Annotated in this window: 21 protein-coding genes and 1 pseudogene; 11 read left to right on the top strand and 11 right to left on the bottom strand. The window is 66.2% G+C overall.

Translation table 11 applies throughout. The features are described from left to right. Window positions 1-41: 41 nt before the first annotated feature. Window positions 42-989, bottom strand: a complete 948-nt coding sequence (locus CFB34_RS03735) for an aldo/keto reductase (RefSeq protein ID WP_089443688.1) — start codon at window positions 987-989, stop codon at window positions 42-44. Between the two features lie 378 nt (window positions 990-1,367). Then, complete coding sequence (locus tag CFB34_RS03730) at window positions 1,368-1,988, bottom strand: LysE/ArgO family amino acid transporter (RefSeq protein WP_089443687.1); 621 nt, start codon at window positions 1,986-1,988, stop codon at window positions 1,368-1,370. A gap of 110 nt (window positions 1,989-2,098) precedes the next feature. Between CFB34_RS03730 and CFB34_RS03725 the strand changes: the two genes are divergently transcribed. Further along, on the top strand, window positions 2,099-2,992 hold the full coding sequence (locus tag CFB34_RS03725; protein ID WP_089443686.1) for a LysR family transcriptional regulator ArgP: 894 nt from the start codon (window positions 2,099-2,101) through the stop codon (window positions 2,990-2,992). Window positions 2,993-3,043: 51 nt separating this feature from the next. Here CFB34_RS03725 and fnr read toward each other — a convergent pair whose 3' ends face one another. The 3 genes from fnr to CFB34_RS03710 all read right to left on the bottom strand — a co-directional run bounded on the left by fnr (window position 3,044) and on the right by CFB34_RS03710 (window position 5,356). Further along, complete coding sequence (gene fnr / locus CFB34_RS03720; RefSeq protein ID WP_089443685.1) at window positions 3,044-3,790, bottom strand: fumarate/nitrate reduction transcriptional regulator Fnr; 747 nt, start codon at window positions 3,788-3,790, stop codon at window positions 3,044-3,046. A 103-nt stretch (window positions 3,791-3,893) separates the two neighbouring features. Beyond that, the gene (locus CFB34_RS03715) at window positions 3,894-4,361 is read right to left on the bottom strand and encodes a universal stress protein (RefSeq protein WP_089443684.1); all 468 of its coding nucleotides are present in this window, start codon (window positions 4,359-4,361) and stop codon (window positions 3,894-3,896) included. Between the two features lie 584 nt (window positions 4,362-4,945). Beyond that, window positions 4,946-5,356, bottom strand: a complete 411-nt coding sequence (locus CFB34_RS03710; protein WP_089443683.1) for a DUF3005 domain-containing protein — start codon at window positions 5,354-5,356, stop codon at window positions 4,946-4,948. A 277-nt stretch (window positions 5,357-5,633) separates the two neighbouring features. Between CFB34_RS03710 and CFB34_RS03705 the strand changes: the two genes are divergently transcribed. Then, on the top strand, window positions 5,634-5,867 hold the full coding sequence (locus CFB34_RS03705; protein WP_011356723.1) for a hypothetical protein: 234 nt from the start codon (window positions 5,634-5,636) through the stop codon (window positions 5,865-5,867). Window positions 5,868-6,004: 137 nt separating this feature from the next. Further along, on the top strand, window positions 6,005-6,925 hold the full coding sequence (gene epsC / locus CFB34_RS39005) for a serine O-acetyltransferase EpsC (protein ID WP_089443682.1): 921 nt from the start codon (window positions 6,005-6,007) through the stop codon (window positions 6,923-6,925). Window positions 6,926-6,968: 43 nt separating this feature from the next. On the opposite strand, the gene CFB34_RS03695 is transcribed toward epsC, so the two are convergent. From CFB34_RS03695 to CFB34_RS03685, 3 genes are all read right to left on the bottom strand, one after another. Beyond that, complete coding sequence (locus tag CFB34_RS03695) at window positions 6,969-7,772, bottom strand: SDR family oxidoreductase (protein WP_089443681.1); 804 nt, start codon at window positions 7,770-7,772, stop codon at window positions 6,969-6,971. Then, a complete protein-coding gene (gene folE, locus CFB34_RS03690; RefSeq protein WP_089443680.1) occupies window positions 7,772-8,404 on the bottom strand; it encodes a GTP cyclohydrolase I FolE in 633 nt (210 codons plus the stop codon). Before folE ends, CFB34_RS03695 begins: the two co-directional genes overlap by 1 nt. Window positions 8,405-8,500: 96 nt before the next feature. Next, window positions 8,501-9,427 (bottom strand): LysR family transcriptional regulator, encoded by a 927-nt coding sequence (locus CFB34_RS03685; RefSeq protein WP_089443679.1) that lies wholly within the window; start codon window positions 9,425-9,427, stop codon window positions 8,501-8,503. 116 nt (window positions 9,428-9,543) lie between these two features. Here CFB34_RS03685 and pobA point away from each other — a divergent pair, with 116 nt between their 5' ends. The 7 genes from pobA (at window position 9,544) to CFB34_RS03650 (ending at window position 16,491) form a co-directional block, all read left to right on the top strand. Continuing rightward, complete coding sequence (gene pobA / locus CFB34_RS03680; protein WP_089443678.1) at window positions 9,544-10,776, top strand: 4-hydroxybenzoate 3-monooxygenase; 1,233 nt, start codon at window positions 9,544-9,546, stop codon at window positions 10,774-10,776. Between the two features lie 142 nt (window positions 10,777-10,918). Next, window positions 10,919-11,635, top strand: a complete 717-nt coding sequence (locus CFB34_RS03675) for a 3-oxoacid CoA-transferase subunit A (RefSeq protein ID WP_039344485.1) — start codon at window positions 10,919-10,921, stop codon at window positions 11,633-11,635. 11 nt (window positions 11,636-11,646) lie between these two features. Further along, entirely contained in the window at window positions 11,647-12,303 is a 657-nt protein-coding gene (locus CFB34_RS03670; protein ID WP_059240863.1) for a CoA transferase subunit B, read from the top strand. An 89-nt stretch (window positions 12,304-12,392) separates the two neighbouring features. Beyond that, window positions 12,393-13,766, top strand: coding sequence for a 3-carboxy-cis,cis-muconate cycloisomerase (locus CFB34_RS03665; RefSeq protein WP_089443677.1), 1,374 nt, complete (start codon window positions 12,393-12,395; stop codon window positions 13,764-13,766). Then, window positions 13,766-14,551 carry a 3-oxoadipate enol-lactonase gene (gene pcaD / locus CFB34_RS03660; protein WP_039344475.1) on the top strand — a complete coding sequence of 262 codons (786 nt, stop codon included), beginning with the start codon at window positions 13,766-13,768 and terminating at the stop codon, window positions 14,549-14,551. Before CFB34_RS03665 ends, pcaD begins: the two co-directional genes overlap by 1 nt. A 10-nt stretch (window positions 14,552-14,561) precedes the next feature. Beyond that, a complete protein-coding gene (gene pcaC, locus CFB34_RS03655; protein ID WP_089443676.1) occupies window positions 14,562-14,948 on the top strand; it encodes a 4-carboxymuconolactone decarboxylase in 387 nt (128 codons plus the stop codon). 184 nt (window positions 14,949-15,132) lie between these two features. After that, on the top strand, window positions 15,133-16,491 hold the full coding sequence (locus tag CFB34_RS03650) for an MFS transporter (RefSeq protein ID WP_089443675.1): 1,359 nt from the start codon (window positions 15,133-15,135) through the stop codon (window positions 16,489-16,491). Window positions 16,492-16,551: 60 nt separating this feature from the next. Here the strand turns inward: CFB34_RS03650 and CFB34_RS03645 are convergent, their stop codons facing one another. The 3 genes and pseudogenes from CFB34_RS03645 to CFB34_RS03635 form a co-directional block, all read right to left on the bottom strand. Next, window positions 16,552-16,800: a hypothetical protein gene (locus tag CFB34_RS03645; protein ID WP_046548863.1), complete on the bottom strand. Its 249-nt coding sequence runs from the start codon at window positions 16,798-16,800 to the stop codon at window positions 16,552-16,554. Window positions 16,801-16,910: 110 nt separating this feature from the next. After that, entirely contained in the window at window positions 16,911-17,525 is a 615-nt protein-coding gene (locus CFB34_RS03640; RefSeq protein ID WP_089443674.1) for a LysE family translocator, read from the bottom strand. A 132-nt stretch (window positions 17,526-17,657) separates the two neighbouring features. After that, window positions 17,658-17,768 (bottom strand): annotated as a pseudogene (locus tag CFB34_RS03635) (IS5/IS1182 family transposase); the annotation flags it as partial. Window positions 17,769-18,204: 436 nt separating this feature from the next. Here CFB34_RS03635 and thrS point away from each other — a divergent pair. Then, the gene (gene thrS, locus CFB34_RS03630) at window positions 18,205-19,413 is read left to right on the top strand and encodes a threonine--tRNA ligase (RefSeq protein ID WP_089443673.1); all 1,209 of its coding nucleotides are present in this window, start codon (window positions 18,205-18,207) and stop codon (window positions 19,411-19,413) included. The last annotated feature ends 53 nt before the right edge of the window (window positions 19,414-19,466 follow it).

Here is a 19,466-nt window from a genome sequence, read left to right as displayed (position 1 = left end):
AGGATTTTGCGGTTCCCGTGATCGGCCGCCGCTGCGTGACTTCAGCCCGCGCTCGCCTCGTCGATCCGGCGAATGTCATCCTGATCGAGCTGAACCCGGATCGCTTCGCCGAGCGATGCCAGCTGCGCCAGCGACGTCGCGCTGGCGATCGGCGCGGTGATCGTCGGCCGCGCGATCTGCCATGCAAGCGCGATCGCGGCCGGCTGCGTGCCGTGCTTCTCGGCTACCGCATCGAGCGCGGCGAGGATGCGCAGCCCGCGTTCATTGAGATACCCGGCGACGCGATCGCCGCGCACGCTCTTCTTCAGGTCGGCCTCGCTGCGGTACTTCCCAGACAGGAACCCGCTCGCGAGCGCGTAGTAGTTGACGACACCGAGCCTAAGATCGCGCACGACCGGTTCGAGATCGCGCTCGTAGTCGGCGCGGTTGAGCAGGTTGTATTCGGGCTGGATGACCTGGTACGCGGGCAGCCCGTCGCGCTTGCTGATGTCGGCCGCTTCACGCAGCCGTGCGCCGCTGTAGTTCGATGCGCCGATGATCCGCACCTTGCCCGCGTCGATCAGCGTTTGATAGGCGCCGAGCGTTTCTTCGAGCGGGGCCGTATCGGCGAGGTCGCGATGCGAGAAATACAGGTCGATGTAGTCGGTCTGCAGGCGGCGCAGCGAATCGTCGGCGGCTTTCAGGATGTTGTCGCGGGTCAGCCCCGCGCGCGCGGCGAGCAGCCCGACCTTGGTCGCGATCACGACTTGCTCGCGCTTGCCGGACCGCTTGAGCCACTTGCCGATGATCGTTTCCGATTCGCCGCCGCTGTTGCCGGGAACCCAGGCCGAGTAGACGTCGGCCGTGTCGATGAAATTGATGCCGGTGTCGGCGAGCGCGTCGAGCAGCGCAAACGACGTGTTCTCGTCGACGGTCCAGCCGAAGACGTTGCCGCCGAACGCGAGCGGCGAAACCTGGATGTTAGATGTGCCGAGGGTGCGTAGTGCCATGTTCTGCTCCGATATCTGCGGGTGACGGAATGGAACTGCGGGATGGGCCGAGACGATCACGGCGAGACGACGGGGTACGTGGTGCGGTCACGCCGTTGTCGCGGGACGCAGGACATTCTCGCCGATCGCTCCGAATCGTGCAGGCGGCGCACCGTCGCGATGGCGGACGGCCTGACGCAGATGACGGACAACCCGTCCGCTGTGTGGGTGTTTCGCGTGGTTGCGTTCGATCGGGAACCGATTTTTTGTCGCGGCTGGCGCGAGGTGACGCGCAGCGGTGGGTGGCGGGAGGCGGGCGGGAGCGTGGATGCTCCGGCATTGCGCCGAAGCGGGCGGGACGACGGGCGGCAAGCGGCCGCCCGCGCATTGGCGAGCCGGTCAGCGCAACTGCACCGCCGCGAGAAACAGCACCATGCTGCCGATCGCGCCATCCAGCACGCGCCACGCCGTCGCCTTGCGGAACCACGGCGCCAGCAGCCGCGCGCCGTAGCCGAGCCCGAGGAACCACACGACGCTGACAGACATCGCACCGATCGCGAACGCGAGCCGCGCGCCTTCCGGCTCGCGTGCGCCGGCCGTGCCGATCAGCAGGAACGTGTCGAGATACACGTGCGGGTTGAGCCACGTGAACGCGAGCGTCATCAGCACGATCGCGAGGCCGCTCTGCGGCGGCGGCGCGACCGCGTCGCCGCGCACGTCGAGCGTTTCGTGGCCGGGCTTGAACGCGCGGCGCAGCGCATTGATGCCGAACCACGCGAGATACGCGAGGCCGACGTACAGCACCGCATGGACGAAGGTCGGATAGCGTTCGACGAGCGCCGACGCGCCGCCGACGCCCGCGCCGATCAGGATCATGTCGGACAGTGCGCACAGCAGCACGATCTTGCCGACGTGCGAGCGCATGATGCCCTGCCGCAGCACGAATGCGTTCTGCGCGCCGATGGTGACGATGAGTGAGCCGCAGAGTGCGGCGCCGTGGGAAAAAGCGAGCCAGTTCATGATGGGTGACAGCAGTGGAAGCAGTAGACGAATGAATCGGGTAGCGCTAGTCTGCGGTCAGCCTGAAAATAAGAGAAGCTAAATCACCTAATGCCGATTAAGGAAATCTAATGCTCGACTACGCGTTGCTCGATGCCCTCGCGGCCGTGATCCGGCACGGCTCGTTCGAGCGGGCGGCCAAGGAGCTGAATGTCACGGCGTCGGCCGTGTCGCAGCGCGTGAAACTGCTCGAGGAGCGGGTCGGCAGCGTACTCGTCAAGCGCGGGCAGCCATGCGTCGCGACGACGTCGGGTGCGCTGCTGTGCCGGCATACCGAGCGCGTGCAACTGCTCGAGGCGGAGCTGGGCGGCCGGATGCCCGCATTGCCGGGCCAAATCGCGAGCACGTGGCCGACGTTGCGCGTGGCGGTCAACGACGACAGCGTCGCGACGTGGTTCATCGACGCGGTCGGGCCGTTCTGCACGGAGCGCGAAACGTTGCTCGACCTCGTGATCGACGACCAGGATTACACCGCGTCGCGCATTCGCGACGGCAGCGTGCAGGGCGCGGTGACCGCGCAGGCGGAGCCGATCCAGGGGTGCCGGTCGGAGCGGCTCGGGCGCATCCGCTACCGTGCGGTGTGCTCGCCGGCGTTTTACGAACGCTACTTCGCCGCGGGCATCACGCGCGATGCGCTGCGCCGCGCGCCGTGCGTGATGTTCAATCCGAAGGACGGGCTGCAGGCGCGTTTCATCCGGCGCGTGACGCGCGCGGATCTCGATCCGCCGCAGCACTGGATACCGCACGTCGCGGGCTACCTGCGTGCGTGCGAAACGGGATTGGGATGGGGGATGTGTCCGGACCGGATGGTCGACCGCCAACTGGCGGCGGGTGAACTGGTCGACATGTCGCGCGGGCGAACGATCGACATCGACCTTTACTGGCAGAGCTGGCGTTTGTCGATCGGCTGGCTCGACGATTTCAGCGCGGCGCTGAAGGCGCGCGCCGCGCTGTTTCTCGATTGACCGATCGCGTGACGCAGGCGGCGCGCGAGGTGCGCGCCGTGCGGCGTCACATCAGACGTGATGCAGGCCGTCGAAATCGACGATCTGGACGTGGCGGCCCCGCATTTCGATCAGGCCGCGCTTCTGGAATTTCGACAGCGTGCGGCTGACCGTTTCGAGCGTCATGCCGAGGTAGCTGCCGATGTCTTCGCGCGTCATCCGAAGGTTGAATTCGGACGGCGAGTACCCGCGCTTCAGGTAGCGCGACGAGACGTCGAGCAGGAACGCGGCGACACGCTCTTCCGCGTTCAGCGAACCGAGCAGCATCGTTTGCGACGTTTCGCGCACGATCTGTTCGCTCATCAGCTTGTGCATGCGCAACTGCATCGAACCGGCTTCCGAGCACAGTGCCTTGAGCGCGCTGTACGGAATCACGCAGACCGAGCTGTCTTCCAGCGCGACCGCGGTGCGCGGATGCGTGTCGTCGCAGATGCCGTCGAGGCCGAGCGCTTCGCCGGCGAGATGCAGGCCGGTGACCTGCTCGCGGCCGTCGTGGCGCGTCGCGACGGTTTTCAGCGAGCCCGAGCGCACGGCGTACAGGTTGTCGAATGCGTCGCCTTCGCGGAACAGCGCTTCGCCGCGCTTGACCGGGCGCGCCGTGCAGATGACCGACTCGAGGCGGCTGAGCGCTTCGGGTGCCAGGCCCTGCGGCATGCACAGGTGCCGCATGGCGCACGTCGAGCAGTGCGCGGCCTGGCGAGGAGCCCAGCTGCCGGCATGAGGCGTGGCGGCGGGACGTGTGGCGACGGGCGTCAGCATGATCGTTTACTCCGGCGTTGAATCGACGGAATCATTGTCCCACCGCAACTTGCCGCTGTCGGGTGACAAAACGTCGCGACTGCCCGCGCATGCCGAACGCTGCTTACGCGGCCGTTTCGTCGACGTTGGCGGCCGCCGGAATCAGCAGCACGGGCAGCGTCGCGTGGCGCACGCACTGCTCGGCGATGCTGCCGAGCACGAGGCGGCGGAACCCGCGGCGGCCGTGCGTGCCGAGCACGATGAGATCGGCATCGAACGCTTTCGCGCCCTCGAGGATCAGCGACGATACGTCGTTGAGCGACGTGGCTTCGCCCAGCTTCGTCTCGCCCTTCACGCCCGCTGCCTGCATCAGCGCGGTGAAATCCTTCGCGAGTGCATTGCCCTGCGCGACGAGCTGATCGCGCAGCACGGACGGATCGTAGCCGGGGACGTTGTAGTAGATCGCGGCGTTCTCGACGACGTAGAACGGTTGCAGCTCGGCGCCGTGCGATTTCGCGAGCGCCAGCGCGGCATCGAACGCGTGGCGGGACGTGTCGCTGCCGTCGACGGCAACCAGAATACGCTTGTACATAGTGTCTCCGAGTGGCGGGTTGAAACGAAGTCGGCCGGATGGCCGTTGGGGCTGGGCAATGCGCAATGCTGCGAGGCAGAGTAAACCAACGGCCGGGACTTTGCAGTGAGGTGCCGGTCGTGCTGTGCGGCGGCGCCGCTGCCGTTTCCGCGGCGCACGGCCACGCACCTACGCATGCTGCGACACGCGACGCGTTGCGTGTGACGTGGTGGCCGCTGTTGTCTGCAGGGGCGGCGGGAAGGCATGTGCGCGCATCGCTGTCGCGCGTGGCGCACGCATACGCCTGGCCGCGCACGCCGATCGCATCGACACGACACGACGATCACGCGGTTGCATTGCCCGCATCGCCATTCAATCGCAACCGCGCCGTTTCGACATGACCTCGATCAACGCATGTGCGTCAGTGCAATTCACGGCGTGCATGGCGCCGCCCGCGCTGCTGCGCGGAATCATTCGTTCGCGCATCGTGCATCGTGCGGTTGCCGGCACACGATCGGCGCACGGTCGTGTACGCCGATCCCCGGCCATCGGCTGTCGGCCGATACCGATCCGCAAACGAACGACCGATTCAAACGCCGCGCCGGCTATCTCGGCACGGCCGTCAGCTCGAAGACGCGCTCCGGCCGACGCTGGTGGCCGGGCCAGTACGTGCTGCCGTACATCCGGTGGACGGGGCCGAACAGCGCGTCGCTCGTGGGCGGCGGCGCGTCGAAGCCCTTCTCGATCACCATGTAGCCGGCACGCAGCGCGAACGCCGGATGATTGCCGCCGGGGCGGCTGTCGAAACCGGCGAAGCCGTCGCCGGCTTCCGGCATCGCATTGACGAGCGACGCGTTGCTGCGCGTGATTTCGTCGGGCGAGATCGGCCCGCCGCCGGCGAGGCGCGACGCCTCGCGGTTCTTGCCGTCGGTGTCGACCGTGCTGTCGTGCGTGGCGTCGTTGTCGAGCTCGATGCTGCGCGGACGCGGACGATCGGTTTGACCGGATGATTCCATCGCGGCTCTCCTCGCGGCGAAGCGTTCCGGATCGAAGCAAATCCCGTTCCGGGCATGACGGGAAAAGGCGCGCGGGCGATCGCCGCGGTCGCCCGACGCGCACTGATTTGTCGTGATTTATTTCAGCTAGAAGACGCGTTTTCTACAGAGTATGATTCTTTTCCTGCGAAGCGGCGACAGGGGATTCAGTCGCGCCGCCTCTGCCCGCACCGGGGGGCCGAGCACCCTTAAAGACGGGTAGTGAACAACAAAGCAAGGGACTAGAGGTGGCGGATTCATGCAAGCGACTACTGCCTTCACGCACCGCGGTTATCTGTTGAACTGCGCGCCCGCGCGCGCCAGCGACGGTTCGTTCAAGCCCTACGTCGTGATCTCCCGATCGAGCGACGGGGAACTCGTTGCGAACCGATTTTTCCCGATCGAGCTCCAGTTCAACGACGAAGGCGACGCGATCGCGCACGCGCGCGACTGGGCCGTGCGATGGATCGACGCGAGCAGCATCACGATCTGACGCCGTCGCGATCCCGTGCCATCGTCCGTCCGGCCGAGCCCCGGCGTGCCGCTCCCGGACAAAAAACGCGGTAATCTTGCGGAACCCGTCACTTTATTAGCGGCCGTGCGACCGAGCGCGGCCGCCTGCATTGGCATATGTCGACATCACCCGCCCGTCAGTGGGGCCTTGAAGAAATCGTCGCCGGCTTGCGCGAGTCGCGCGAGGAACTCCATCGCACGCGCCATCCGCGCGGCATTCGCGAACTGCCGTCGCGCGATGCGATCTGCAAGATTGTGACCGGCCTGCGCGCGTCGATGTTTCCGACGCACTACGGCGCAGCGGATCTGACCGACGAAAGCGTCGACTTCTACGTCGGCCACACGCTCGAAAGCACGCTGCGCATCCTGTCCGAACAGATCCGCCGTGCGTTGCCGTTCCTGCCCGAGCATGCCGATACGCCGTTCGCCGAGCTCGACGAACGCGCGTTCGAAATCGCGCGCGAATTCGGCCGGCAGTTGCCGGCGATCCGCGCGCTGCTCGTCAGCGATATCCAGGCCGCGTATGCGGGCGATCCGGCCGCGCAGCACATCACCGAGATCCTGCTGTGCTACCCCGGCGTGCTGGCGATGATGCATCACCGGCTCGCGCATGCGCTGCACCAGCTGGGTGTGCCGCTGCTGGCGCGGTTCATCAATGAAATCGCCCACTCGGCGACCGGCATCGACATCCACCCGGGCGCGCAGATCGGCCCGAGCTTCTTCATCGACCACGGCACGGGCGTCGTGATCGGCGAGACGGCGATCATCGGCGAGCGCGTGCGCGTGTACCAGGCCGTCACGCTCGGCGCGAAGAGCTTCCCCGCCGATGGCGAAGGTGCACTGGTCAAGGGCAATGCGCGGCACCCGATCGTCGAGGACGACGTGGTGATCTACGCGGGCGCGACGATTCTCGGTCGCGTGTCGATCGGGCGCGGCTCGGTGATCGGCGGCAACGTGTGGCTCACGCACAGCGTGCCGCCCGGCACGAGCGTCGCGCAGGGCAAGGTGCGAGAAGGCGGGAGCGCCGACAAGCCGTAACGCAGCGCGCGCCCGACAGCCGCCGGCCGTCGACGCGCACCGGTCAGTGCTTGCCGTCGGGCGCGCGGTGCTTGTACAGCACGTCCTGGTCGACGCGGATCAGGTTCTGCCCCGCATCGACGACGAAATCGACGCCGTTGTACGCGTTGCCCGTCAGCATCAGGATCGCGCTCGCCACATCGTCGGGGCCGGCGATGCGCGCGAGTGGCGTCGAGGCGCGGCTCGCGTGCTCGAAGTCCGCCTGCGTCTGGTCGTCGCTCGGCAGCATCAGCCCGGGGAACACCGCATTCACGCGCAGCACCGGCGCGGACGACAGCGCGAGCATCTGCGTGAGGTTGCCGAGCGCGGCCTTCGCGACCGTATAGCTGAAATGGTCGCGGTGAAAGTTTTCCTTGATCTTCTGGTCGACCACGTTCACGACGACACCCTGCGCGCCGGCCGTGCGAGCCCGTTCGTAGAACGCGCGCGTGAGCAGGATCGGCGCGCGGCAGTTGACGGCCCACGCCTGGTCGAACGCCGCGAGGTCGAAGCTCGGGAAATGGTCCTGCCAGAACACCGACGCATTGTTGACGAGCACGTCGAGGCGCCCGAAGCGCGCATACACCTGGTCGATCAGCGCGGTGATCTGCGCGGCATCCGACAGGTCGGCCTGCAGCGCGACCGAATCGTGGCCGCGCTCGGCGATCGCACGGGCCGCCGCCTGCGCGGCATCGGCCGAACGGTCGTAATGCACCGCGGTGCGATAGCCGTGCGCGGCGAAATACTCGGCGAACGCGCGCCCGGCCCGGCGCGCGGCGCCGGTCACGAGCACGACGGGCGCGTGCGCCGCTTGCTTCGTCTGCTCCATTACGTATTCGTCAGATTCACGGAAGAAGGATTCGCGACGATCGACAGGAATTCGCGCCGCGTCGACGGATCGGTGCGGAACGTGCCGAGCATGCGCGACGTGACCATCTCGACGCCCGGCTTGTGCACGCCGCGTGTGGAAATGCACTGGTGCGCGGCCTCGAGGATCACGCCGACGCCCTTCGGCTGCAGCACGTCGAACAGCGTGTCGGCGATCTGCACGGTCATCTTTTCCTGGATCTGCAGGCGCTTCGCGAACGCGTCGACGAGGCGCGCGAGCTTCGAGATGCCGACCACGCGATGATTCGGCAGATACGCGACGTGCGCGCGGCCGATGATCGGCACCATGTGGTGCTCGCAGTAGCTCTCGAAGCGGATGTCCTTCAGCACGATCATTTCGTCGTAGCCGTCGACTTCGCTGAACGTGCGCGCGAGGATGTCGCGCGGCTCCAGCGCATAGCCGGCGAAGAACTGCTCATAGGCGCGCACGACCCGTGCGGGCGTGTCGATCAGGCCTTCGCGCGCGGGATCGTCGCCGGCCCAGCGCAACAGCACGCGAACGGCGTCTTCCGCTTCTTCGCGGCTCGGTCGGGATGCGACCGGCTCGGGCCGCGCGGACTTCTTTTTAGCCATCTATCTGCTCCATCGAATGCCGCCGCCGGAGCGGCGCGGAATCCGGGCATTGTTTCATGCTTTCGCGGGGCGCGTGTGCGGCCCGGGGCCCGGCCCTCACTTCGGCCATTCGTCCTGCTCGTCGTTGAACAGCGACGCGACGACGCCGCGCAGCCACGCGGTGCGCGGATCGTTGTGATACTTGCGATGCCAGTGCTGCTTCAGGTCGAAGCGCGGCAGCGCGAGCGGCGGCTCGACGGGCACGATGAACGCGTGTTCGGCCGCGTACGCATAGCCGATCGCATGCGGCACCGTCGCGATCAGGTCGGTGCGGCTCAGGATGAACGGCAGGCTCATGAAGTGCGGCGTCTCGAGCACCGCGCGGCGCTGCATGCGCTGCTTCGCGAGGTATTTTTCGAGCACTTCCTGGCTGCGGCCTTCGGCGCGCACCACCGCGTGCCCGCACGTGAGGAACTGCTCGACCGTGAACGGCGGCGCCTGCTCGAACGGATGGCCGCGCCGCATCAGGCACACGAACCGGTGCGTGAACAAGCGCTGCTGGAAGAAGTTGTTGCCGTCGAGATCCGGGAAGTAGCCCACCGCGAGATCGATCGAACCGGCTTCGAGCCCACGCCCGACTTCGTCGTGCGCGAGCGAGACCGAGCGCAGGTTCGCGTGCGGCGCGCGCGTCGCGAACGCCTGCAGCAGCTTCGGCAGGAACACGATCTCGCCGACGTCCGACAGCGCGATCGAGAACGTATGCGTGCTCGCGACCGGGTCGAAGTCGTGCGGCGCGACGAGGCCGCGCTCGATCTGCGCGAGCGCGTCGCGGGCGGCCGGCAGCAGTGCGAGCGCACGCGGCGTCGGCTCCATCCCGCGCGACGTGCGCACGAACAACGGATCGCCGAAATACTCGCGCAGGCGGCCGAGCGCCGTGCTCACGCGCGGCTGGCTGACGCCGAGCAGGTCGCCCGCGCGGCTCACGTTGCGCGTGTCGTCGAGTGCGACGAGGTAGGGAATGAGGTTCAGATCGAGCGCATCCATCGCCGGGCCAGTATCGTCAAAACGTATACAACATATCTCCTGAATCGCGTTGCCGCATAGTCGGGAAAGCGCTCAAATGGGTTCCATTACTCGAACCAAAGTTCTGGAGACGAACAATGCGCACCCAAGTCGCGATCATCGGCGCTGGCCCGTCCGGCCTTCTGCTTTCCCATCTGCTGCGCCTGCAAGGCGTCGATTCCATCCTCGTCGAAGCGCGTTCACGCGAATACTGCGAGAACCGCATCCGCGCCGGCGTGCTGGAGCAGGGCACGGTCGACACGCTGAACGAAGCCGGCCTCGGCGACCGGATGCGCCGCGAAGGGCTCGAACACCACGGCATAGAACTGCTGTTCTCGGGCCAGCGCCACCGCATCGACCTCTCCGAGCTGACCGGCGGGCGCGCGATCACCGTCTACAGCCAGCACGAAGTGGTACGCGACCTGATCGCGGCCGGCGTCGAGCATGGCCACGCGATGCACTTCGAGGTAAGTGACGTCGCGTTGCACGACGTCGAGGGCGAGCACCCGTTCGTCACGTTCAAGCATGCCGACGGCCGCGACGACCGCATCGACTGCGACTACATCGCCGGCTGCGACGGCTTCCACGGCATCGCGCGCCAGACGATTCCGGCCGAACGGCTGAACACGTTCGAGCGCGTCTATCCGTTCGCGTGGCTCGGCATCCTCGCCGACGCGGCACCGTCGCTCGACGAGCTCGTCTACGCGCATCACGACAATGGTTTCGCGCTGTTCTCGATGCGCTCGCCGACGGTCACGCGCCTGTACCTGCAATGCAAGCCCGACGAAGACCTCACCGAATGGTCGGACACGCGGATCTGGGACGAATTGCACACGCGTTTCTCGAACGACACGGGCTGGACGCCGACCGAGGGCCAGATCACGCAGAAGAGCGTGACGCCGATGCGCAGCTTCGTGTCCGAGACGATGCAGCACGGGCGCCTGTTCCTTGCCGGCGACGCCGCGCACATCGTGCCGCCGACCGGCGCGAAGGGGATGAACCTCGCGGTGGCCGACGTCCGCGCGCTGTCCCGCGCGCTCGGTGCGCGCTACCGCAACGGCGACGCGACGCTGCTCGACGCGTATTCCGCGACCTGCCTCGAGCGCGTGTGGCGCGCCGAGCACTTCTCGTACTTCATGACGAACATGCTGCATTCGTCGCCGGACGACTCGCCGTTCGTCAATCGCCTGAAGTTTGCTGAGCTGAAATACGTGACGCGCTCGCGGGCCGCCGCGCAGTCGCTCGCCGAAAACTACGTCGGCTTGCCGTTCGACGACGCAGCGACCCCCGAGGCAACCCGCCTTGACAACGCGCTGTGCGCGACTCTATGATCGGCCCATCGTTCGCTAATCGAATCTAGGTTCGAATAGCGAACAAAACCGGGATCGACATCGGCCCCGGCGCGGCACGCGGCACGCGCGTGTCCCCTCGACAGGCCGCGCATCGAGCCGCGGGTTCGTATCAGGAAGAGACATGGTCAACAAGATTTTCGAATCGCTTCAGTCGGCGGTGGCCGACATCCACGACGGCGCGACAATCATGATCGGCGGCTTCGGCACGGCAGGCATGCCGTCCGAGCTGATCGACGCGCTCATCGAACAGGGCGCGCGCGACCTGACGATCGTCAACAACAACGCGGGCAACGGCGAGACCGGCCTCGCGGCGCTGCTGAAGGCGAAGCAGGTGCGCAAGATCATCTGTTCGTTCCCGCGCCAGAGCGACTCGCAGATATTCGACGGGCTGTACCGCGCCGGCGAGATCGAGCTGGAACTCGTGCCGCAGGGCAACCTCGCGGAGCGCATCCGCGCGGCGGGCGCCGGCATCGGCGGCTTCTTCACGCCGACCGGCTACGGCACCAAGCTCGCGGAAGGCAAGGAAACGCGCGTGATCGACGGCAAGCCGTATGTGTTCGAGACGCCGATCCACGCCGATTTCGCGCTCGTGAAGGCGTACAAGGGCGACCGCTGGGGCAATCTCGTGTATCGCAAGACGGCACGCAACTTCGGGCCGATCATGGCCAGCGCCGCGAAGGTGGCGATCGTGCAGGTGTCGGAAGTCGTGCCGCTCGGCGCGCTGAACCCGGAACACATCGTGACGCCGGGCATTTTCGTCCAGCGCATCGTCGAGGTACCGCAGGCCGCGCACGCGGCCGAGCTGGCCGCCGAACACGCCACGTCCCAAGCCGCCTGAGGAGACCGGACATGAAACGACTGACCCGCGATGAAATGGCCAAGCGCGTCGCCCAGGACATCCCCGAAGGCGCGTACGTGAACCTCGGCATCGGCGTGCCGACGCTGGTGGCGAACCACCTCGACCCGAGCAAGGAAATCTTCCTGCACAGCGAGAACGGGCTGCTCGGCATGGGCCCCGCGCCCGCGCCCGGCGAGGAAGACGACGAACTGATCAATGCCGGCAAGCAGCACGTGACGCTGCTCACCGGCGGCGCGTATTTCCACCATGCGGATTCGTTCGCGATGATGCGCGGCGGCCACCTCGACTACTGCGTGCTCGGCGCGTTCCAGGTGTCGGCGAGCGGCGACCTCGCGAACTGGCACACGGGCGCGCCCGATGCGATTCCGGCGGTCGGCGGCGCGATGGACCTCGCGATCGGCGCAAAGCAGGTGTTCGTGATGATGGAGCACCTGACGAAGCAGGGCGAAAGCAAGATCGTCGCGCAGTGCTCGTATCCGGTCACCGGCGTGCAGTGCGTGAGCCGCATCTATACGGATCTCGCCGTGCTCGACGTGACGGCAGACGGCCTCGCGGTGAGCGAGATCTTCACCGACCTGTCGTTCGACGAACTGCAGAAGCTGACCGGCGTGCCGCTGATCGACGCGACGCAAAAGGCCGCTGCCTGAACCCCGAGCGTGCCGGCGCGTGCGCTTGCGCGCAGGCCGGCACGCTTGGGTGGACAATAGGCGCACGCCGTTTCCCCTATCTTGATGCCATGCTCGAAGACAGCGCCCGCCTGACCTCCCTCATCTGCGGCACCGAGCCGCTCAACCGGATCTGGTCGCCCCGCGCGACGATCCAGCGGATGCTCGACGTCGAGGCCGCGCTCGCGCGTGCGCTCGCCGCGCAGCAGGTGATTCCCGCATCGGCGGTCACGCCGATCGAACGCGCATGCGAAGCCAGCCGGCTCGACGCCGACGCGCTTGCGCACGGTGCGGCGCTCGGCGGCAATCTCGCGATTCCGCTCGTCAAGCAGCTCACCGCTCAGGTGAAGGCCGACGACCCCGAGGCCGCGAAGTTCGTACACTGGGGCGCGACGAGCCAGGACATCATCGATACCGCCACCGTGCTGCAGTTGCGCGACACGCTCGACGTGCTCGAACCGATGCTCGACGACGCATGCGCATCGCTCGCGGCGCTCGCGCGCACGCATCGCGCGACGCCGATGATCGGCCGCACGTGGCTGCAGCAGGCACTGCCCATTACGCTCGGCCTGAAATTCGCGCAATGGCTCGATGCGCTGCTGCGCCATCGCGCGCGCTTCGCCGAATTGCGCGAGCGTGCGCTCGTGCTGCAGTTCGGCGGCGCGGCCGGCACGCTCGCGAGCCTGCGCGAGCAGGCGGCCGGCGTCACGGCCGCGCTGGCGGCCGACCTGAAGCTCGCGGCGCCGGCCGTGCCGTGGCACACGCAGCGCGACCGCATCGCGGAAGCCGCGTCCTGCTTCGGGATGCTGACGGGCACGCTCGGCAAGATCGCGCGCGACGTATCGTTGCAGATGCAGACCGAAGTCGGCGAGCTCGGCGAGCCGGCCGCCGCCGGCAAGGGCGGCTCGTCGACGATGCCGCACAAGCGCAACCCGGTCGGCTGCGCAGCCGTGCTGACGGCTGCCGTACGTGCGCCGAACCTCGTCGCGACGATATTCGCGGGCATGGTCCAGGAACACGAGCGCGCACTCGGCGGCTGGCAGGCCGAATGGGATGCGTTGCCGGATCTCGCACGCCTGACCGGCGGCGCGCTGGCGCAGATCGCGCAGATCGTCGCGGGCCTCGACGTGAACACCGAACGCCTGGCCGCGAACCTCGACCTGACGCGCGGGCTGATTCTCGGCGAAGCGGTGATGCTCGCGCTCGGCGACAAGATCGGCCGGCTCGACGCGCATCACGTCGTCGAACACGCGTCGAAGGAAGCCGTGCGCACGGGCGCGACGCTGTTCGACGTGCTCGCCGCCGATGCGACCGTGTCGGCCCACCTGTCGCGCGACGCGCTCGCGCGGCTGCTCGATCCCGCTCATTACGTCGGCGAGGCGCAGGCCTACGTCGACGCCGTGCTCGCGCTGCATGCGGGCGCGCAATCACCAGGAGAACATTGATGCCTTTCGCCACTGTCAACGGCGTGAAACTGCATTACCGGATCGACCGTGCCGCGCGCGACGACGCGCCGTGGCTCGTCTTCTCGAACTCGCTCGGCGCCGACCTGCAGATGTGGGCGCCGCAGATCCGCCCGCTGACGCAGCACTTCAACATCCTGCGCTACGACACGCGCGGCCACGGCCATTCCGATGCGCCGGCCGGTTCGTACACGATCGAGCAACTCGCCGGCGACGTGATCGGCCTGCTCGACCACGTCGGCATCGCCCGCGCGCATTTCTGCGGGATCTCGATGGGCGGGCTGACGGGTGCGGCGCTCGCCGCACGCTTCCCGTCGCGTATCGTTCGCGCGGTGCTGTCGAACACCGCCGCGAAGATCGGCTCGCCGGAAGTGTGGGCGCCGCGGGCGCAGAAGGCGCGTGCCGAAGGGATGGCCGCGCTCGCCGACGCCGTGCTGCCGCGCTGGTTCACCGACGCGTTCGTCGAACGCGAGCCGCGCCTGTTCGACGCGATCCGCGACACCTTCGTGCATACCGACAAGGACGGCTATGCGGCGAACTGCGACGCGCTGAACGCAGCCGACCTGCGCGAAGAGGTGAAAGGCATCGCGCTGCCGGTGCTCGTCGTGACCGGCGCCAAGGACATGTCGACGCCGCCCGACCAGGGCCGCGCGCTGGCCGCCGCGATTCCGGGTGCGCAGCACGTCGAATTCGACGCCGCGCATATTTCGAACATCGAGTGCACCGACGGCTTCAACCGCGCGCTGCTCGATTTCCTGACTGCGTGAGGCACCGGCGATGGATGACCAGGAACGTTATGAAGCAGGGATGAAGGTGCGTCGCGCGGTGCTCGGCGATGCGCACGTCGACCGCTCGATCGAGAACCGCACCGAGGTGACCGACGAATTCCAGAACCTGATCACGCGCTATGCATGGGGCGAGATCTGGACGCGCGACGGCCTGCCGCGCCATACGCGCAGCCTGCTGACCATCGCGATGATGGTGGCGCTGAACCGCGGCGAGGAACTGGCGCTGCACCTGCGTGCCGCGCGCAACAATGGCGTGACGCGTGACGAGATCAAGGAAGTGCTGCTGCAGACCGCGATCTATTGCGGGGTGCCGGCGGCGAATTCCGCGTTCCATCTCGCGGACAAGATCTTCAAGGAGCAGGATGGGGCCGCCTAGGTGCGGCCGGTTAAGTACCTGTAGTCCGATGTTGAGTCGAGGCCCGCGGATGGTTCGCGGGCCTCGGCGATGAATGAACGTGCCGGCAGAGCATCGGCGCGCGGCGCACCGGATGGCCGGTGCGCGAATAAAGGCAAGACGTGGTTCCGAGGCCGCGTCGCTTGTATATATCAGGAGACTCGCGATGAATCGCACACCCGTGGTCGATGTCCAGACCTTCATCAACGAGCAGCCGTTCGGCGGTTTTCAATGGCTCGTATTCCTCATGTGTTTCGTGATCGTGCTGCTCGACGGCTTCGATACGGCTGCGATCGGCTTCATCGCGCCGTCGCTGCTCGGCGAATGGAACCTCACCAAACCTGATCTCGCACCGGTGCTGAGCGCCGCGCTGTTCGGTCTCGCGTGCGGCGCGCTCGTGTCGGGCCCGCTGTCCGACAAGCTCGGGCGCCGCTCGCTGCTGCTCGGCTCGGTGTTCCTGTTCGGCGTCGCATGCCTGATGTCCGCCTTCTCGACGACGATCGGACACCTGACGATCCTGCGTTTCATCACCGGCGTCGGGCTCGGCGCGGCGATGCCGAACGCGGTCACGATGATGGGCGAGTTCTGCCCGGACAAGCGCCGCGCGACCGTGATCAACCTGATGTTCTGCGGCTTCCCGCTCGGCGCCGCGTTCGGCGGTTTCCTCGCCGCATGGATGATTCCGCATTTCGGCTGGCGCAGCGTGCTGATCCTCGGCGGCGTGACGCCGCTGCTGCTCGGCGTGCTGTTGCTGCTGAAGATGCCGGAATCGGTGCGCTTCATGGTCGCCAACCACCACGCCGTCGACAAGGTTCGCGCGACGCTCGCGCGTATCTCGCGCGATGCGCTGAACGCCGGCTCGTTCGCGCTGACCGAAGCCGCGCCGCAGACCGGCAGCAAGGGCCTCGGCGTCGTGCTGTCGCGCTCGTACATCGTCGGCTCGGTGATGCTGTGGCTCGCGTACTTCATGGGGCTCGTGATCTTCTACGCGTCGATCAACTGGATGCCGATCCTGCTGAAGGATGCCGGCCTGACGCCGAAGAGCGCGACGCTGATCTCCGCGCTGTTCCCGCTCGGCGGCGTCGGCGCGGTGCTGTGCGGCGTGCTGATGGACCGCTTCAACGCGAACCGCGTGATCGCGGTGTGCTACGCGCTGACGGCGGTGAGCGTCTACGCGATCGGGCAGGCGGCCGGCAACGTCGGGCTGCTCGTGCTGGTCGTGTTCGTGGCCGGTGTGCTGATGAATACCGCGCAATCGTCGATGCCGGCGCTCGCCGCCGCGTTCTATCCGACCGAGGGGCGCGGCACGGGTGTCGCGTGGATGCTCGGCGTCGGCCGCTTCGGCGGGATTGCGGGATCGTTCCTCGTCGCCGAGCTGACGCGCCGGCATTTCTCGTTCGCGGGCGTGTTCGCGACGATCGCCGTCGCGGGCTTGCTTGCGTGTGTCGCGCTGCTGATCAAGCAGATGGCGCGGCCGCATGGCGTGACGCAGCCGGCAGGCAAGATCGAATCGCTCGGGCATTGAGCGAAGCGCGGGCCGGTGCGATGCGCCGGCCCCCTGGGACGGCGGCCGTCGGGCCGCCGGCTATTCCTCCGTGTCGTGTTCCCTCACGAAGTTGCGCAGATACGCGCGCAGCGCGGCCTCCCGGCCGCGATGATCGGCGAGGTTCGCGGCGCCCATGTCTTCCTCTTCACCGAACATCGTCGGCGGCGCGCTGTAGATACCGATCTCGATGTCCTCGCGCAGCACGCGAATCTCGTGCGTGAGCGGGTGATACTCGGCGATCCAGTGCATCCCCTCGATGTGTTCGCCCGCCCTCAGCAATGGCTTCATCGACACTCTCCCGGCAGCAGCGGCGCAACCGGCGAAACGGCTGCGCGCGCCCGTAACAAAAGGGTACGCCTGCATCGGGCGAATCTCAACGGGCGCGCGGTGAGCGCTCACTACGCCAGCAGATGCGCGACCAGCGGATACAGCGACAGGATCAGCAGCACGGCCATCGTCATGTTGAAGATGCGCAGCGCGCGGGGATTCGACAGGAAGCGGCGCAGGCCGAGGCCGAATGCGGCCCACAGGCAGATGCACGGGAAACCGATCAGGATGAACACGACGGCCATCCAGGCGGCGTTCATCCCGTAGTCGGCGGACAGGCGGACCGTCGTCGCGGCGGTCAGCACCATCATCCAGGCCTTCGGGTTGATCCACTGGAACGCGGCGGCTTCGATGAACGTCATCGGACGCGGCTTGCCGCCGTGGGCCTTCACTTCGCCCGACGTGCCGATGCGCCACGCGAGGTAGAGCAGGTACGTGACGCTCGCGACTTCGAGGATCGTGTACAGCAGCGGCAGGCGCTTGAACGCTTCGCCGAGGCCGAAGCCGACGCAGAGCATCAGGATCGCGACGCCGATGCTGATGCCGAACAGGTGCGGCATGGTGCGGCGGAAACCGAAATTGACGCCGGACGCGAGCAGCATCGTGTTGTTCGGGCCCGGCGTGATCGACGTGACGAGCGCGAACAGCATGCCGGCGGGCAACGCGCTGAGGGTGAGGAATTCCATCGCGGATTCTCCGTTCGGTTCTGGACTGGGATGGAGGTCAGTTTAGCGACGGTTTTCTGTACAGTACCGGTACAGTTGGTTTGACGAATGCCGGTACGGGGGAGGGGGTGGTTGGGTTGCGGGCTTGTTTGGGATGCGTCGATCTGGTCGCGCGACGTCCCGCAGCATCTCCGCGGCAACGTCGCGCTCGGCTCGGCCATTTGCCCCGGCTTGGACATTGGCCACCAGAATGTGCAACGATTCGTTATAACCGTCCTCGCTTCGCATCGGCTTGCTTTTCCTTGATCTCGGGAACGGCCTGCTAGTGATCGCCTTTTCTGATTGCCCGCAACTTCCATTCCATGAATAAAACCATTATTTAGTTACCTTAAAGAGCATTTCATTATGCTTTCTGTGAATTTCATTTATTTTCCGTTTGAGGATTTTTAACGGATGATAAAATATTGGCGCTGAATTTTGACTCGAATGTTTGTTGACAGACGTTGGCAGGTTGACTAGATTAGTCCCATGAACGCACTTTACGTTACGACTACCGCGACCACTACCACGACCGCCAACGGCGGGCCGGGGGGAGGTTGCACGTCGTAACTCAGTGCCTCAAACCATCCCTAAGCCCCGCCGGAAACGGACGGGGCTTTTTTGTGCTCCGTCGACCGGTATCAAGTCAACGGAGAACATGATGGACGATTTCGATCACCGAGTGCTCGGCAACAAACTCGATCTGTTTCATCAGCAGGATGAAAGCCCGGGCGCTGTCTTCTGGCATCCGCGCGGCATGGTTCTTTATCGGGTTGTCGAGGAATATATCCGAGTCCGGATGCGTCAGGCTGGCTTTTCCGAAGTGCGGACGCCTCAGATCGTCTCGCGCGATCTTTGGGAACAGAGTGGTCATTGGGAGAAATTCGGGCGAAACATGTTTTCACTCGAGAGTGACAACAATCCGTACTGTCTCAAACCGATGAGTTGCCCGTGCCATGTGCAGGTTTTCAAAAAAGGCAGTCGGTCGTATCGCGATCTTCCAATCCGATATTCCGAATTTGGGGCGGTCCACCGGGCCGAACCGTCCGGGGCGTTGCATGGCCTTATGCGTGCCCGTGCGTTCACGCAGGACGACGCTCACGTGCTTTGCATGCAGGATCAGGTCGAGGTTGAAGTCGCACGATTCTGTGTGTTGCTGAAGACGATCTACGCAGACTTCGGATTTGGCGAATTCGATGTGGCTTTGTCGACGAGGCCGGCGGTCCGTGCGGGTGACGATGCGGTCTGGGATCGCTCGGAAGCGATGCTGGCATCCGCTGCGCGCGCGGCAGGTCTCGATTTCGCGATCCAGGCGGGAGAAGGGGCATTCTATGGTCCCAAGCTCGAATTTCATCTGCTCGACCGCCAAGGACGAAAGTGGCAGTGCGGAACGATCCAGCTCGATTTCGTATTGCCGGAACGGCTCGGTGCGTCATATGTCGCAGAGGACGGTGGGAAGGCAACGCCCGTCATGTTGCACCACGCGATCCTGGGAAGCCTTGAACGGTTCATCGGTATTCTTCTCGAACACTACGAGGGATGGTTGCCGACCTGGCTGGCACCGGACCAGATCGTCGTTGCGAACATTGGGAAAGAAGACCGCGAATTTGCCGACAACGCGGCGTTCGCTTTCGAAGACATCGGCTGTCGGGTGCTGAGGGATTTCCGCGCCGAGCGCCTGCCGCGCAAGATCTTCGATGCAAGGGAACTGGCCGCGCCGATCGTCGCAATTGCAGGACGCAAGGAGGCGCTGGCCGGAGAGGTGTCGTTACGAATGAGGGACGGGGAGCAGCACGTTCTGACGATCAACGATGCGCTCGCGTACGTCAAGCAGCATGCGCGCGTCCCGTCAGCGACGCGGGTGTTCTGATTCGACGACGGGGCCGTTTCCTGCTATCGCAGGCGGATTGAGGGCGCCTTGAG

Source organism: Burkholderia sp. HI4860, from assembly GCF_002223045.2.
In the GTDB taxonomy this organism is placed as follows: domain Bacteria; phylum Pseudomonadota; class Gammaproteobacteria; order Burkholderiales; family Burkholderiaceae; genus Burkholderia.
Note: the sequence above shows the minus strand (reverse complement) of the source record. Positions and strands in the feature narration are given on the sequence as shown.